This window comes from Verrucomicrobiia bacterium, assembly GCA_035489575.1.
GTDB lineage: Bacteria > Patescibacteriota > Saccharimonadia > Saccharimonadales > JAGQNK01 > DATHJY01.
Genome location: DATHJY010000007.1, coordinates 20404 through 35877 on the forward strand (window position 1 = coordinate 20404; position 15474 = coordinate 35877).

Annotated in this window: 12 protein-coding genes; 2 read left to right on the forward strand and 10 right to left on the reverse strand. The window is 52.1% G+C overall.

What is annotated here, in order from left to right; all coding sequences use genetic code 11:
• Positions 1-12: 12 nt before the first annotated feature.
• Positions 13-1068, reverse strand: coding sequence for a tRNA 2-thiouridine(34) synthase MnmA (mnmA, locus tag VK694_03210; GenBank protein ID HTE57729.1), 1056 nt, complete (start codon positions 1066-1068; stop codon positions 13-15).
• Between the two features lie 166 nt (positions 1069-1234).
• Here mnmA and VK694_03215 point away from each other — a divergent pair, with 166 nt between their 5' ends.
• Positions 1235-1555: a hypothetical protein gene (locus VK694_03215; protein HTE57730.1), complete on the forward strand. Its 321-nt coding sequence runs from the start codon at positions 1235-1237 to the stop codon at positions 1553-1555.
• 169 nt (positions 1556-1724) lie between these two features.
• On the opposite strand, the gene VK694_03220 is transcribed toward VK694_03215, so the two are convergent.
• The 7 genes from VK694_03220 to VK694_03250 form a co-directional block, all read right to left on the reverse strand.
• The gene (locus VK694_03220; GenBank protein ID HTE57731.1) at positions 1725-5516 is read right to left on the reverse strand and encodes a hypothetical protein; all 3792 of its coding nucleotides are present in this window, start codon (positions 5514-5516) and stop codon (positions 1725-1727) included.
• 96 nt (positions 5517-5612) lie between these two features.
• The gene (locus tag VK694_03225; GenBank protein ID HTE57732.1) at positions 5613-6488 is read right to left on the reverse strand and encodes a hypothetical protein; all 876 of its coding nucleotides are present in this window, start codon (positions 6486-6488) and stop codon (positions 5613-5615) included.
• A 43-nt stretch (positions 6489-6531) separates the two neighbouring features.
• Positions 6532-7557 carry a hypothetical protein gene (locus VK694_03230; protein HTE57733.1) on the reverse strand — a complete coding sequence of 342 codons (1026 nt, stop codon included), beginning with the start codon at positions 7555-7557 and terminating at the stop codon, positions 6532-6534.
• Between the two features lie 245 nt (positions 7558-7802).
• Complete coding sequence (locus VK694_03235) at positions 7803-8873, reverse strand: hypothetical protein (GenBank protein HTE57734.1); 1071 nt, start codon at positions 8871-8873, stop codon at positions 7803-7805.
• Between the two features lie 18 nt (positions 8874-8891).
• The gene (locus VK694_03240) at positions 8892-10079 is read right to left on the reverse strand and encodes a hypothetical protein (GenBank protein HTE57735.1); all 1188 of its coding nucleotides are present in this window, start codon (positions 10077-10079) and stop codon (positions 8892-8894) included.
• Between the two features lie 683 nt (positions 10080-10762).
• Positions 10763-12010 (reverse strand): hypothetical protein, encoded by a 1248-nt coding sequence (locus tag VK694_03245; GenBank protein ID HTE57736.1) that lies wholly within the window; start codon positions 12008-12010, stop codon positions 10763-10765.
• Positions 12011-12198: 188 nt separating this feature from the next.
• Positions 12199-12909: a hypothetical protein gene (locus VK694_03250; protein HTE57737.1), complete on the reverse strand. Its 711-nt coding sequence runs from the start codon at positions 12907-12909 to the stop codon at positions 12199-12201.
• 297 nt (positions 12910-13206) lie between these two features.
• Here VK694_03250 and VK694_03255 point away from each other — a divergent pair, with 297 nt between their 5' ends.
• The gene (locus VK694_03255; protein ID HTE57738.1) at positions 13207-14199 is read left to right on the forward strand and encodes a hypothetical protein; all 993 of its coding nucleotides are present in this window, start codon (positions 13207-13209) and stop codon (positions 14197-14199) included.
• Here the strand turns inward: VK694_03255 and VK694_03260 are convergent.
• Positions 14196-14570 (reverse strand): hypothetical protein, encoded by a 375-nt coding sequence (locus VK694_03260; GenBank protein HTE57739.1) that lies wholly within the window; start codon positions 14568-14570, stop codon positions 14196-14198. The genes VK694_03255 and VK694_03260 overlap by 4 nt on opposite strands.
• Before the next feature lie 523 nt (positions 14571-15093).
• On the reverse strand, positions 15094-15387 hold the full coding sequence (locus tag VK694_03265) for a hypothetical protein (protein HTE57740.1): 294 nt from the start codon (positions 15385-15387) through the stop codon (positions 15094-15096).
• Positions 15388-15474 lie beyond the last annotated feature (87 nt).

Below are 15474 nucleotides of genomic sequence, written 5' to 3' on the forward strand. Positions count from 1 at the left end.
ACGGGTAAATTTTTATACTACGATACCGCCGCCAAGCACTGTGTCTTTATCATAAATAACGGCGGACTGACCTGGAGTAATGGCCCGCACTTGCTCGTCCAAAATCAACCGTATACCCGTATCTGCCTGCTCAATTGTGCATGACACCAATGGCGCTCGATAGCGCGTGCGCACTTGATACTTCTTATCCAAGTTTGGTTGGCCGTTTATCCAGTGCACATCTGTCAGGGCTAGCTCTTGCTTCCACAAGTTCTCATCATTCAGGTTGGTGGTCACATACACCTCGTTCTTGGCCATGTCTTTGCCGGTGACATAGTACGGCAAGCCACCACCCACGTTCAGGCCGTGGCGCTGGCCAATGGTGTAAAAAATAGCGCCGTCATGCTCGCCAATGGCTACACCATGCTGCTCTTTTATAACGCCCAGTTCGGTAGTGACATACTGGCTCAGAAAATCACGGATGCCGACCTTACCCACAAAACAAATGCCCTGGCTGTCTTTTTTCTCGGCCGTGGTCAGACCCAGCTTTTTGGCCAGTGCCCGTACCTCGGCCTTGGTTTTGTAGTCGCCAATGGGCATCAGGCTTTTTTTGAGCGCGTCCTCCGTAACTCGACATAAGAAATATGTCTGATCTTTTTCGGCATTGGCCGCCACCAATAATTGCCCGTCTTGTATCCGAGCGTAGTGGCCTGTGGCAATCAAGTCTGCACCGTCTGCTAGGGCGGTGTCGAGGAACAACCTGAACTTGACCTCTTGGTTACACATGATGTCTGGGTTGGGCGTACGGCCAGCCTGGTATTCGGCAATCATGTAGTCTACGACTTTTTGCTGGTACTCGACCTGGAAGTCGTACATCTTAAAGTCTATGCCCAGCTGCACCGCCACGCGCTTGGCGTCCTGGTAGTCTTCTTTCCACGGACAGGGCATACCGGGCAGGTCTTTGCTCCAGTTTTTCATGTACACGCCCACCACGTGGTAGCCCTGTTCTTTCAGCAAAGCAGCAGTAACGGAGCTATCTACTCCGCCACTCAATCCCACATAAACAGTCTGCTTTTTCTGGGGCTTCATATCCGATCTATTTTAACAGATTAGCTCATGTTTTTCATACACTAGCAAGTAATCGTCGGCTTCTATTTTTTATGTTATAATATATTAGTTAGGGTCTCTCTAATACTCGATCGTTGCTCTCGACCTGACCGAGCAACCCCTACGCACCCCGAAAGAGAGGTGGACCGTGGCAACCGCCACACCAACCCTACCCCAGCTCGCCGAAGACAAGACGCTGCTCTCCATGGTGCCCCGCACCGAGACCAGACCCTTCCTGCGGTTCTGGACCAAGTCCGTTGTGCTCCCCGGCGAGTACTACATCGAAGTAGACGGCCAACGCCTGTTCGAGTACGAGCTGATCAGCTCACGCTATGTGTTGGCACTAGCCACTATGCAGTGGCATGGCACCTGCGCACCGGTAGACAATCTGGACGCCCAGTACGAGATCCTCACCGAGCAAGCCTTCCCGGATCTCCGTCATCGGATCGTCGGCATCCGCCGTATCTGAGAACCGAAGCCACAGCTGGCCACCGAGGGGGCGATAGCCTCAAACCCTCACCGGCCATGCCTTGCTCACCCTCCATCTCTCTTTCTTTACCTATGTGTTATACCCTAGTATGGGCGACCCTTTTCATTTTTGAAAGTCGCCCGATTTTTCTACCCAAAAATCTTATATTTTAGAATAGTTCGCTGTAGTTGCGGGTGAGCGTGGTGCTCCAATTGCCAGCCCTATCTTGGGTGCGCAGAAAGAAGTTATGCGAGGTGAAGAAGTTGCCGCTACCGGTATCGATGATGCCCGTGTACGTGCTGCCAGTGGTATGTGTTGCAGCCGTACCGCTGCCCTGTCCAGGGTCGGTATCAAAGTAGTATTCGACCCGGTTCACGCCTGACAGCGCATCGGTTGCAGTGGTGCTGAAGTTTTGGCTTCCTACCACCAGGAAGAGCATTGCTGGTGTGAAGTTGCTTTGAGTGGGCGCTACTTTGTCCAGAGACACCTGGGCCGAACCGGTAGCACAGTTGCCAGCCAGGTCGCAGCTTTGGGCACTGGTGTAAGTAACGTTGGCGGCCTGCGTAGAAGCAACGGTGTTTGCTGGGTCAGTTGGCGAACCACTGCCCGTGTCAGTCGCCTGCCAGTCGATAGTTACATCGGCCTTGTGCCAGCCGTTGGCATTGGCGGGCGTACTGAGCGTCCGACCTACCACAGGCAGCGTGGCATCGTATTTAACAGTTACGCTTTGGTTGGCCGCACCACCAGCACTGGTGGCCGAGCAGAAATAGGCGTAGCTGCCGTCGGTATTGACGGTAACTTGGGCGCAGCCCGTTTGACTAATTACGGTCGATTCGGCGTCTTGCACTGTCCAGTTTAGAGTGACCGGTGCTTTGTGCCAGCCATTGGCGTTAGGTGGTGTGCTAAAGGTATAGCTGATGACTGGTGCCGTGGTATCCAGCGGCAAGATAACTAGCTGGGTGTCGATCACCGTGCTCCAGTGGCCCACGGCATCTTTGGCCCTGATGTGCACCGTATATGTACCGGGTGCTAGGCCGTCACCAAGGCTGGCAGTCAGTTCGTTAGCGTTCAGATTCATAGCCGTGGCGTTACCCTGGCCGGGATCGGTCCCCAGGTAGTATTCGCCAGCCGCTACACCACTAACGTTATCGGCAACAGGCACGGTAACGGTGGCATTGTTTCCTTCAACAGCCGGATTGTTAAACCAGCTCGGGCTTCCCAGGGTTGGGCTGGTGGTGTCGTACGCAACATTGACCGGACCAGATTGTGCACTACACCCCACCTGATTGCAGGCGGACACGGTGTAGGCATAAGTGCTATCTTGGGCAAGTGCCGAATCTGTAAAGCCAGGAACGGCCGGGCTGCCCACCTCTACTCCATCACGAAATATCTTGAACGAGGACGCCGCTAGCACGGTGTTCCAGCCAAGCACGGGAGCACTGGCAGTGGGCGAAGGGCCAGCCAGCCCTGAAGGAACTGTGGGTACAGCGTCAGGGATCAGCGGCACCAGCACGGCTGCTGAATCAGTCATGTCCTGGCTTATGCCTGGTACATCTGTCTGATTGGCCGGTAATGAGTACCCGGCAGGTGGTGTGTTGAAATACACCAGCTTCAGTGGCACATTGGCCAAAACATCTAGTGGTACCAACCCATCACCACCCGAAGCAAGCAACCGCTGCAACGAGCCAGACAGAGAGGTCTGCAGGCCTGGCAATAGCTGGACACTCTGCGTTCCTGCGGTTGGCTGCTGGGTCATACCCACATTGACGCCCGTCGCTGGGCTGCCGTTTGGGTAGATTACTTTATATTTATACTTCACAAAGTTAACTACTAAATCTTGCGTGAGGTTACCTGTTAAATTTACCGTCGCGGCAGGACTCTGTATTCCAACAAAGCTAGAGAAGCCCGTCTGGCTATTCACGGTCACATTCACGCTGTACTGGCCGGGAAGTGCCTGCACGCTGAAAGCACCAGTCGCCGGATCGGTATTAACCGGTGCAATACCACCAGCAGGGCCCTGCAGCTGGACACTGCCGCGCAGCGGATTGCCAGCTTGGTCTTTGAGGGTGCCCGAGTAAGTCACCGGCCCTATGAGCGTAGCCACCACTGCATCGCCATCTGTCATGTCCTGCGTGATCGCCGCAAGGTTACTGAGAGCAGGAGGGTTACCATAGCCTGGCTTGGTCCCAAAGTTTACTTGTGTAATAGGAGCGTTTGGCATCATGTCAAACGCAACAATACCGTTGGCATCGGTAGGTTGGTTTCTCTGCAGTGCGCCAGATAGCGTCACCGTTTGTCCGGGTAACAGCTGGGTACTTTGATACGCTCCTGAGGAAAGCTGCTGAGTAATCTGTGTATCTACGCCCTGGGCGGGACTGCCGTCTGGGTACACTACCTTGAACTTGTATTTCACAAAGTTGACCACTAGGTTCTGAGACATACTGCCCGTCAAGTCCACCACATCAGGCCCGCTCATCATGCCTACAGAGCTTGCAAACCCTATTTGGCTGTTGGCTGTTGCCACGATTCGGTACTGTCCGGCAGGAGCCTGCAGACTAAAAGCACCCGTGATTGGGTCGGTCGTAACTGGCGCAATACCACCGGCAGGACCCTGTAGCTGAACGGTACCACGCAGCGGATTGCCGGCCTGGTCTTTCAGTGTACCGGAATAGGTATATATGGGCGTAGGTTCGGCTGCAAGCTGGTAGACAAACAAGTCATTTAGCTGGTTGGTGTCACCGGGCTTTGGACCCACCGGATACTGACTGTAATAGTCTTGGGCAAAATATGAAAAGCTATTGCCGGTGGCTGACATAGTGCCGCCCTCTGCGTTAGGCACGTACACCGTACTGGTGTTGGTCGTACGGTCATAGCGAAAAATATTGCTGTTATCTGCCAGCAAGTAGCGGCCATCTGCGGAAAAGTCAGTAGCGTTATTCATGCCGTTCACAACCGTCAGCGCAGAAGTCTGACGATCCAACAACGTAACCTTGCCTCCCGTGCCCGTTGTGCACTGCTGGGATGAAAAGGCTACCCAACGGCCATCGTCAGAAATAGTTCCGCCCGCATAAGTTGACCCCATGGTCGCGCAGTCGGTAGGAGCAAAACGTTCGGTAGTACCAGTTTGCCGGTCGCGCAGAAAGACATCAATGGTGTTTCCATTTGGATCTGAGGCAACCAAGTTAGAGGCAGTGGAAGCAAACAATACATATCGTCCATCCGGAGAAATATCAAGCGCATCTGTATGCGGATAGTCTGTGTCAGCATTACCCTGGACTTCGTCGCTCGACACGCTCACCAGTTCTACCGCCCCAGTCGCCAGGTTCTTTATAAAGAGGTCTATTCTGCCATTGGTGTCAGATGACACCAGATTCGTACCGGCCGAATAGAATACTACCCACTGACCATTGGCCGACAGCTTTCCAAAGTTGCTATGGGCATTTGCTACGACTCCGTTACCGTCGCTACTCACGATCTGTGTGGTAGCTGTTTGCCGGTCGCGCAGAAAGACTTGGTTTTTGTAATTAAATGATGGATAGCCCGTGAGGGCTGGCACTGCCGAAACAAACGTTACCAAGCGACCATCTTGGCTTATGGTAGGCTCACTGCCAACCCTGTCTGTGAAGTTACTAGCAGCACTCACTTGCTGGTCACTATCGTTGAGTGACACTCTTTCTGTGGCATTCGTAGATAGATTCTTAACAAACACATCCATCATGCTGTTCGTATCACCAGCAACCAGATTGTTTGCGTGCGATTGAAATGCCACAAAAGCTCCATTGGCAGATAGAGCCGAACGAGTAGAGTCGCCATTGGATTCGGCACCGCTCAGTCCGTCCGATACCTTGACGGCTTGCGGGTAGGTTACTGCCCGAGCCTGCCCAGACAACACCCCAAAGCTAAGAGCTAGCTGCGAGATTACAAAAATACCCGCCAGTATAAATGGTTTTACACGCTTCACCCCGAACCCCCTAAAGCTTAGTTTCCAACACTAATTATCAGCCTATTTTCAGCAAATACAATACCGATCGTAGCTTTTGCAACCTCTCTCATCGGGCTAGAACGGGCGTTCGCCGCGTTCTATCTTTTTCTTGAGGTATTTCAGCTCATACTTGCGACCCAGCCAAAAGGTAGACAGCATCATAGGTATCAGTATGGCTGCCGGTTGCCACAGTATAACTGTCTTGGTTTCACCGGTTTTATCTTCTTCTTTATTTTGCCCCTGGTCCTGGCTGAGTGGACCATTAGCTACTGCCACCAGCTGCAAGAAGGCGGTACCACCGTCACGGTCTACTGCCTTGACTACTACGTTGTAAACACCGGCAGAATCATAGGCATGCTTAATATTGAATGGCCCCGGAAAGCCCAGGCTCATAAGATCTGGTGGCTTGCCGTCACCCCAATCTACGCTAATGGCGTATGGCCCAGAACCGCCGGATAGCACAATGGGCCAGACCAGTTCTTGCTTGGGATTAACGCCGCGCTTGGCAAAGTTACTGGTCAGGGTAGGCCGAGTAGTCACGTTGGCCCGAGCGTCTACAAATGTCACACTCACTGTATTAGAATCCGGGCCAGGTTGGTCCAAGGCGTCATACACCCGAGCGACCAGTTCGTTTGCACCCGTAAACAAGTCTAGGATCACCGAATAGCTGCCATTTCTACACTGCGCAGAACCGGCAAAGACATTGTTCTTGAAAATCTTTACCAATAAATCACCGGGGCACAAGCCGCTGACGGTAATAGGAATCTGGCTAAAAGATTGCCCGCTGCTAGGCACACTGATAGTGGCCCCACGGGTGGGTGGCGGCTGCGAAATGGTACCCTGCATACCCACGGCACCACTCTGTGGGTTCTCTACCTGCGCAAATGCCGTAGCAGGAACTGCTAGGAGCAGACAGCCCAGAGCTGCAACAAAGGTCTTAAATCCACGCATGTTACTAACTAGTGTACGGTTAGAGCCAGATAAGCTCAAGCGTTTAGAAACGTCTGACTGATGGAGAATGAGGTGTATTCACACCGCGACCCCGGCGCCCACGCCGACCACCACCGCCACGGAATTTCACAAAGTACAGCACCGCGCCCACAATTGCCAGAATCAGGACCACTATCAGGATCAGGAACCAAGTAGGCAAGTACCAAAACGTCTTGGTAGTAGAAATCAAGTCGCCGCTGCCCTGGCTATAGCCAATATTGGCAGCTATGGTGTAGCGACCAAACCAACCCCGCCCTGGTTTTTCAATAGCGTCTTCAAACTTACGGGTACTGTCTGGCAAGATGTTTGCTCGTGGGTCGGTTGCGTTCAGCTCGAACTCTTTAACTGTTTTGCCAAACATGCTTTTTATAGTGACTTTACCGAATGGCTGAACATGGATGTCGCCGACGTTTTTCAGGCGTGTCAGTACGGTAACGTTTCCGCCCCTCATAAAGCCTTTGACCTTACCACCCTGCGCTGCACCCAGTTGCACCAGGCTGAGTTTTTCATTTAGGTCGCCAGGCACCTTGACCAAAATAATAGTACCTACGCTCGCCGTCAGGCCAACGTTACCGCTGCCTGCCGTACCAGCCGGCACAAACCGAACGGCGCCATAGTAACCACCGGCATTGCCGCCTTTAGGTACCGAGATATTCACTTGCAGATCTTTCTTTTGGCGTGGACCTAGCTGCAAGTCTGGCAGGTTTCTGACCAGGTCCTTAAAGCTGTTGCGTGGCTTTGGCGCCTTGTCGTCCAGAATCAGCCGAGGCTCGCCGTCTTCTTTATCACTGGCCACAAAATCGTTCACAATAGGCTTAGCTATGACCGTGCCGTCGGTGGGGTTTTCGACTGTAATGGTCATACTTTCGGTAGCACCCTTGTCGATCACAAACTCGCTGCGTACCGGCGACACCCGAAAACCGTTACCTGCCGATCCAGCCGTTTGGGCTGTCGCCAGGCCGCTTCCCAGCCCCAGTATCATAACCAGTCCGGACACGAACAGAAGTCCGCGCTTCAGTACTCCCCTCACTTAGTCATCCCTTTTAGCTTATTCACTGTTAAAAGTATCTTAACATAAGAGTTACCCTGAAGGGTATACCCCCTTTAGAGCCTCTCCACATCTCCCTGTCGGCTAAAATCCCAAGTTCTGCCACTTTGTACCTGTTTTTTGTTTTCGGTTCGTACCGATGGGTACGACCAAAAGCCAAGAAAACAGGTACAAAATCATGGCAGCTGCTTGGGATTCGCTCGTCACAGGGAGACGTGGAGAGGCTCTTAGAAATTGGCCAGCGCAATAAAAGTGATGGTCGTAGCATAGATACCAGCACTTTGCTGAGCACTGACGTTGGCAACATAACTAACAGTAAATTTGCGGTTGTCGGTCGTAGTGGTCGAGGTTACGACGTTGTCTGCCTGCGTAAACCTATACTGATTTGGCGTGTTGTACTCCGGCGTTGGCGCCGACACCCCAGGTCCTACCGGCTCGGCGCCAATACTGGGATTGGTGTTTGCTCGCAGGTTCAGCCCAAACTGGCTGTTGCCTGGGCTGGACGGTGCCTGCACGGCGAGTGACGGGATAAAATTGTTACCAGATGTCAGGGTAGTTCCCGCCAGAGCAATACTAAACCCAAACGAGGCATTGGTGGCCACCACCATCTCGGACGAAGCAAAGCGCGCTTGCGTGCGTGAAAATTCACCAAAATCTATAAAAAAGCTGGTAGCCGTAGAGCAATCAAAGGCAGTAACAGTCACCGACGCGCAAAACCGCAGGTAGGGCGGGACCTCTGCCGACACGTCAAACATATCATTCATAACGAACACCACTCCACCTTCTTCTAGAGCGGTCCCCGTGCCGTCGCTACTGCCAAAAGTTTGCAGGCGAACATAGTAGCTTCCCTCTGCGTCAGGATTGGTAATGTTATTAAAATGGTACTCAGATACCGCGTTAGCCGGCGTGGGCGTAACAGGCCCCCGATTGATCACCAATTTGTTAGGCGTGGTAGCTGCCCCGTTTATGTTAAAGCCCGTCAGCCCTGCCTGCGTAAAAAGTACCGCGTTGTCCACGTCCAAACCGGTTGGTACTGTGCAAGGCAAGGCAGTTAGTGGACTGTTAGAACAAAATTCAAATACCACCGACCCTACCGGGTTACTCAGATCGTTGTATGTAAACCCAAACTTATGGATAGCCACCGAGCTAACAGTAGAGTCAGAGATCATGTCATAACGCTCGGACATCTGCAAAATCTGCGCATGCCCTGTTACCGGCACCAAGAAAGTGCACGCGTAACCAATGGCTACCACCATGTAATGCCAAGCCTTACGCCTGTCCTTATATAGAAACCGCATATGCTAATTGTAACGTAACTAGTAGGTGCCGGTGGCGACAAATGTCAGTGTCGTCGTATAGATACCGGCCTCGGTAGTGTTACTGATGTTGCCGATGAACACCATGGTACCTGTAGAGTAGTCCCCCGCTATCTTACTGGCAATGTCGTCGCCGTAGGTAGAGGTCGTACCGGAGCCGCTCGTGTCATAGGCAAAGTCTGTAGTGCCCGCACCGCCAGTCGTACCCGTGCCTGCGCTTTGGGTAGTGCCCGTGCAGTCGGCCGGGTTACTGCCTACTGAATCGCCGTCGTAAACAGGGTCTGCAGTTAGACCGCTACCTGCGGATTGGTAGGTACAGAATCCAAACTGCTCAGTAGTAGCGGCGCTAGCCACAGGCGTACCACCAATAGCGTCTATGGTGTTACTGCCACTCGTGAGCGTCACCCCCTTCAGGCGAATCACCGCACCCCCGGACGCGTTAGTCGTTATGGAGTATTTGGCACTTTTATCTACATAGGGGCCAGTTGGATCAAGCACACCATTGGTATCCCCTAGCGTGACCGTAGTGCCGGACTTGGTCGTACAGTTGTTGCCGACACCAGTCGTGTAGACACAGAAGAACAAGCGTTCCTGCACCTTGGAGGTCACGACAATCTGTGCAGCAGTACTGAGTGCTATACCACCGGCGTCTATCACAGGAGGCTCGGCACCAGGATTATTGACGTTACCTGGTCCAGGGGTAGCAGAATCGTAGTTTTCGGCCCCTGCAGCCGTAGTAAAGGTGATGATACGTGCATAAAAAGTGGTGTTCGAGTTGGTTGGGTTAGTTACGCCGTCACTAACGGCGCCAGTTCCCAGCGTAAACACCTGGGGAGCAGCCGCACCAGGGTTGTAGGGAGTTACGGCATTTGTGAATACCAGCGTGTTAGCGTCACTGTCACCAGTATCTTTCGTGAAACCCGTCAGACCAGACGAAATGTTTATGGCCAGGTTAGTAATATTCAGGTCAAAACCCGTAGGAGCAGTACAACTGTCGCCAATAATAGGGGTGTTAGAACAAAAATCTACTACCACACCAGAGATATCCTGAGCATCGGTGGCAACGTTAAAGCTAACTTCATAAGTAACGTCTTGGCCGGCTGCGGCAGAACCAGTAGCCGAGCTGCTCATGGTAATCTTGCGTGATGTTATGGAGCCGTAGGCTTCAGCTTTTTGCGGTCTCAGCAAAGGCAGTATGCTCGCAACAACGAGTACACTTGCTATTACCAAAGTGCCCGATTTTTTCACCCTCGCGAACACTGTTTTCTCCCCTGTCATTTTGTTTTTTAAATGAATGTAACTAGGTGAAGATTAGCATAAGCAAAGGGGCAGCACAAGCTTTTTGTACAACGCGAATAAGCACTGTGGATTTCTCAGTGCGGATTATACAGGCCTACTCACAAACGGGGGGCGTATATGCAAACATGGCCCTAGCGGTTACCCGCTCGTCCATAAGCAAACAAGCCACTACACGTGGGTAGCTGCCTTATTCAGATGACATACATTTGCACTTGAGCGCACAGTGCATTTTCTCAGCGAGGAACGGACCGAGCCGTACCAAAGTACGGTGAAGGGAGTACCACAGCTGAAAAATGTGCTGGGTGCCAAGAAGACAGCAGGGTCACGAGCTCTGCTCGGGAGCCGGCTGGCTGGTGCACATGTATGTTAGAGCGGTCAGTCACGATTGCTCTTAACCCTATTTCATCCACTGCCCGTTAGCGTAAAACCAGTAGCACTTTTAGCAGCTCATCGACTATACTGAGTAAGAACCTTGGGAGGTCCGAATACTCATTCTGCGAAAGTGAGCGTCTTTGTTAGTGCATACTCCTTTTTGTTTTAGCTTAAGCTGGGGGATAAAATAGGCTGTTGTTTTAGTAAGTACCGGTGGCAATAAAGGTCAGTACGGTCGTGTATATGCCGGCTTCGGTAGTGTTGGCGATGTTAGCCGCCAGGACGATGACGCCGGTCGAGAAGTCGCCGGCAGGCTTGCTGGCAAAGGGGTCGCCGTAGGTAGACATAGTTCCGTCGGTACCGTTGGTGTCGAAGGCGAATTGGGCTGTACCGACACCACCAGTAGAGGCCGTACCGGCCGTTTGGGTCGTGCTACTGCAAGGAGCAGAGTCATATGGAGTCGTAGCGGTTAGTCCGGCTGCGCCGCCACCCGCATCGCGGTAGGTACAGAATCCGAACTGCTCGGTATTTGCAGCACTACTGGCTGCAGCTGCGCCGAACGGTGCGATGTCGAATGACCCGGTCTTGAGCGTGTCGCCCTTTATACGTATGGCAGCACCCTGCGAAGCATTGGTAGCTACATTATATTTAGTCGTCTTATCAACATATGGTCCGGCAGTATCTAGCACGCCGTTGGTATCACCCAAGATGACCGCCGTGCCACTCACCGTACAGTTGGCGTAGTTAACAGCAGAAGTATAGACGCAGAAGGTCAGTTTTTCCTGCACCTTAGAGGTTACCGTGATCTGGGCAGCCGTACTCATGGCGATACCACCAGCATCTACCACAGGTGGCTCGGCACCAGGGTTGTTGACGTTGCCTGGTCCGGCAGTGGCAGAGTCGTAGTTGTCAGCACCAGCAGTAGTTGTAAAGGTCAGGATACGTGCATAAAAGGTGGTGTTGGCATTCTCTGGGTTGTCTATGCCGTCGTTAACAGCTGCTGTTCCAAGCGTAAAGGTAGCACTGTCGTTGGCCGTTGCAGACCAAGGTGACGAGGCGTTTAGTACCAAGGTGTTAGCGTCACTCTCGCCCGTGTCTTTTGCAAATGACGTCAGACCGGCATTGATAGTGACTGCCAAGTTGGCGGCATCAATATCAAACCCGGTCGGGGGCGTACAAGCCTCGCCAACGATAGGTGAGTTAGCGCAAAAATCTACCACCAGGCCGTTTAGGGTCGAGGTAGTGGCAACGTCAAAGTCAACTTCATAGGTAACATCCTGACCGGCAGTGAGGGTACCATTGGCCGAACTACTCATAGTAATTTTGCGGAGTCCAATCAGTCCATACGCGTGGGCGTCTTGGGTAAAAATTGGAACAGCGCTAGCCAGAATCAAGAGAGCAGCCGCAGCAAGAGCTTTAGGCCGTTTTAGCTTGTGTGCTAAAACCATAGACTGGTTCTCCTTTTTAATTGGTACCTGACTAATTTGACTCAGGTATATTTTTGTTTTTTGGATTTACTCATTCAAATTACCATGCCATTTAATCAAGCACAAGCACTTTTTGGGTACAATTATCCACAGATTGTGAAATATTTCGTAGATTACCCTGTTAGGCCTGGTTAAGGTTTATTTAAGTTCTAGTAGGTAGCCGTGGCGACTAGCACGTGGTTGAAGTTGTACTGGCCCGATGTCGTGTCGTCGTCGATATTAAATATATAAGACAGAGTATATATAGTCACGCTGGTGCTTTTGGGTGACTGCGCAACGATATCACCCTTTATATACTTAAAAGAATTAGCCACGTCGTAGCCCGTAGCTGCCACACCGAACGAGAAGGTATTGTCTGGAACCTGCTGAGGCACCGCCCCAAAGGTAGCAGGAGCAGTGTTAGCCACCAGATTCATGCCAAACTGCTCAGTGCCTACCGACGAGGCAGCAGGAGTGACCATGGGGTCTATCTGCTCGGCAGGAAAGGTTAGGTTAGTGGGCGGATCAGACTCAGTAGTTACCACATATCCGTTGGCCTGCCAGGCGCGTATATAAAAGTTGCCGTTGGCTGTTTTGGTCTGCCCCACATCTAGATAATCTAGGTCTACATTGTTGCCGGTTACTACAAACTCCAGGTACGGCTCGTCCGTGGTATTAAAACCAGCATAGGCCTGGTAGTTCAGGCTAGACGTATTGCCCACTCCTAAATCGCCTAATGTGGCCTGAGCTTTATACTGGCCAGACTGCAAGTCTTGTTCGCTGCCGGTGCTAAATATTGTTTGATCTACTTTGTAATTACTAGAGGACGAGGACTGGGCAGCGACAGGTACCGGCACCCATAGCAGACTTGCCAGCAGCATAGTCCAAAGACGCTTTATTTTCCTAAGAGCCTGTTCCAGATCTCGCTTTTGATGCCAAAAGTGATCCATTTCGAGTGACAATTCGTTCTGGGTTTTGAACCGTACCCATAGGTACGGCTCGGAAGCCAAGGCGAATTGACGCCGGAAGGGGCGGTTTTGGCGCGAAATTGGAGATCTGGAATAGGCTCGAACCCTCATGTCATGAATATTTTGTCCTACTTTACACCTTTTCGCAATCTGTTTATGCTTCACGGCCCGTGGTATCATAAACGTAAAGAGATCAACGAAAGTTTAGGCATGGAAGAACCGGTACAAGACCCGAATGAGGTAAATTCGCTGGAAGGCCCTGCGGATGGCGACTCGGCTGGCGGCAGCGAGCCTGCTTCTTTGGGTGCCGAGCCCAAGCCTGACGCAGCTGCCCCCAAACCTGAAAAACCCAAAAAAACAGGCTCGTTACTACAACGCCTAGTCAGCCACATCAACATTTATCTGTTGCTGTTTATGCTGATTATTATCATTGCCGCAGTCGTGGTGTTCGTGGGCATGCAGCGCAACAAAAAAGCACTAGAAACACCAACCATTGCCACCCAAGAGCTTACCCAGGAAGCCCTAGACACCATAAGCAACAGCGAGACAAAAGTAGGCGACCCCAAACAAACACTGTCCATAGAATCCAACGCCATCTTTTCTGGCAAAGTACTCATCCGCGACAGCTTGGACGTGGCTGGTACCATCAAAGTTGGCGGTGCCCTGAGCCTGCCAGGCCTGACCGTAGCCGGTACCAGCAACTTTGACCAGTTGCAGGCCAACAAGCTCTCCATAGCCGGCGACACCAATGTGCAAGGCACCCTGACCGTTCAGAAGAACGTGGCCGTCAGTGGCGGTGCAACTTTTGGCGGACCTATCTCGGCACCGCAGATCACTGCTCAGAGCCTGCAGCTTAACAGCGATCTATCCCTCATCAGACACATCGACGCCGGCGGACCCACACCCGGACGCACCAATGGTACCGCCCTGGGCAACGGTGGCACCTCATCCATCAGCGGCACCGACACGGCCGGAACACTCACCGTTAATACTGGTGGGGCACCCGGTGCGGGCTGCTTTGCAACCGTTACCTTTGCCGTCAAATTCAATTCGACGCCCCACATCATCATTACGCCCGTAGGCTCTGCGGCTGCCGGACTCAACTACTACATCAACCGCAGTACTACCGACTTCTCAGTATGCACCACCAACCCCGCACCAGCCGGGCAAAACTTTGCCATTGACTATATCGCCATCGACTAACTGAGTCCCGTCCCAATCCACGCCACAGCTATCGCATCGGGCACAATAGACCATACCACCAGTCGCCCCAGCTCAATCTGCGCGGCCTCATGCTCTTGAGCATCTATATAAGAGTCAACAAATTCGATGGGATCACCCTCATCAAAGTTATCACCACCAATTTTCTGTCCTCCGGGAACGCCGTCTTCCATGCACTCAACCATTTTCTTGCTAATGGTATCCTGTTGCTCGTTCTCCAGATCCCGGCATGTCTCGGCCGTAATAATTTTGCCTTCTGCAATCTCGTTCGTATGATTTTCAACCGCCGCACCAAGCCCTACACCAACTGCAAGCGAAAGACCAAACCCAGCCACCGCTTCATATGCCCGCATGTATCGCTCCTTATATATTACGATACAAAGTATACTAGATTGCACAAAGCTTGTGTTAAAAATAAAACATCGATGACATGTAAAGAAGTGCTTACCTCTCCTGCGCCAGACAGGCGATTGCAGAAACATGACTGTCCAGCCAGCGAGATACTATCTGGCTCCTGCGGAACTCCCTACGGTCAAACATCCTCGGACCGCAGGTATCATCTCGCTGGCTAGCCAATCAGTTTCCACAAAGCCTGATCTGGTCGCAGGAGAGGTAAGCCGCACCGCTAGACCTTGGAGAGCGGACTGTCTTCTTGGGAGTGCTCAGCGTGAGCGGCTTGCGCCTCATACCCTCAGATCAGGCTTTGAAAAACTGATTGAACAAAATAACCAAATCTAACCGCGTGGTGAGGACCAGCCCCTTGCGGGCCGACTGAAAGGAGTTCCGGAGGCACCGGTGATTTGGTTATTTTGGGCAGTCCTGTTTTTTCAACCGCCTGTCTGGGGGTGTGGGGCACAAGCACTTAAAATAACGAGCCTATACGTCTAGGAATACAACCACGCGATCGGCTTTGACGTGCATGATGCCGCGCTGGATAGCTACTTTTTCTTCGCCCTTGTCGCTGCGCACAATAATATCGCCCGCACTCAGCAACGTCATGAAGTTATGGTGCCGTGGCAAAATATCAAAAGGCCCCGTGTCATTAGTAGCCGAGATACTGTCAGCAATGCCATCGTAATAAGTTTTGAACGGCGCATACACTTTGACATGCATTTTCCCCTTTGGAATTTCCACTTCCTTCTTGGGAATGACCATCTTTTCTTCTTGCATAAGCAGTATTATAAACCAAGCAGCTGCTTGGTGTTGCCGAGTTTATGCCTCCAAACTCTGAGCGAGCTAGATCATATCGATTACTTA

Bases quoted from the DNA above. Each gene is read 5' to 3' on its own strand.
- mnmA (HTE57729.1), bottom strand. From the start codon at position 1,068: ATGAAGCCCCAGAAAAAGCAGACTGTTTATGTGGGATTGAGTGGCGGA.
- VK694_03225 (HTE57732.1), bottom strand. From the start codon at position 6,488: ATGCGTGGATTTAAGACCTTTGTTGCAGCTCTGGGCTGTCTGCTCCTA.
- VK694_03235 (HTE57734.1), bottom strand. From the start codon at position 8,873: ATGCGGTTTCTATATAAGGACAGGCGTAAGGCTTGGCATTACATGGTG.
- VK694_03245 (HTE57736.1), bottom strand. From the start codon at position 12,010: ATGGTTTTAGCACACAAGCTAAAACGGCCTAAAGCTCTTGCTGCGGCT.
- VK694_03250 (HTE57737.1), bottom strand. From the start codon at position 12,909: ATGCTGCTGGCAAGTCTGCTATGGGTGCCGGTACCTGTCGCTGCCCAG.
- VK694_03255 (HTE57738.1), top strand. From the start codon at position 13,207: ATGGAAGAACCGGTACAAGACCCGAATGAGGTAAATTCGCTGGAAGGC.
- VK694_03260 (HTE57739.1), bottom strand. From the start codon at position 14,570: ATGCGGGCATATGAAGCGGTGGCTGGGTTTGGTCTTTCGCTTGCAGTT.
- VK694_03265 (HTE57740.1), bottom strand. From the start codon at position 15,387: ATGCAAGAAGAAAAGATGGTCATTCCCAAGAAGGAAGTGGAAATTCCA.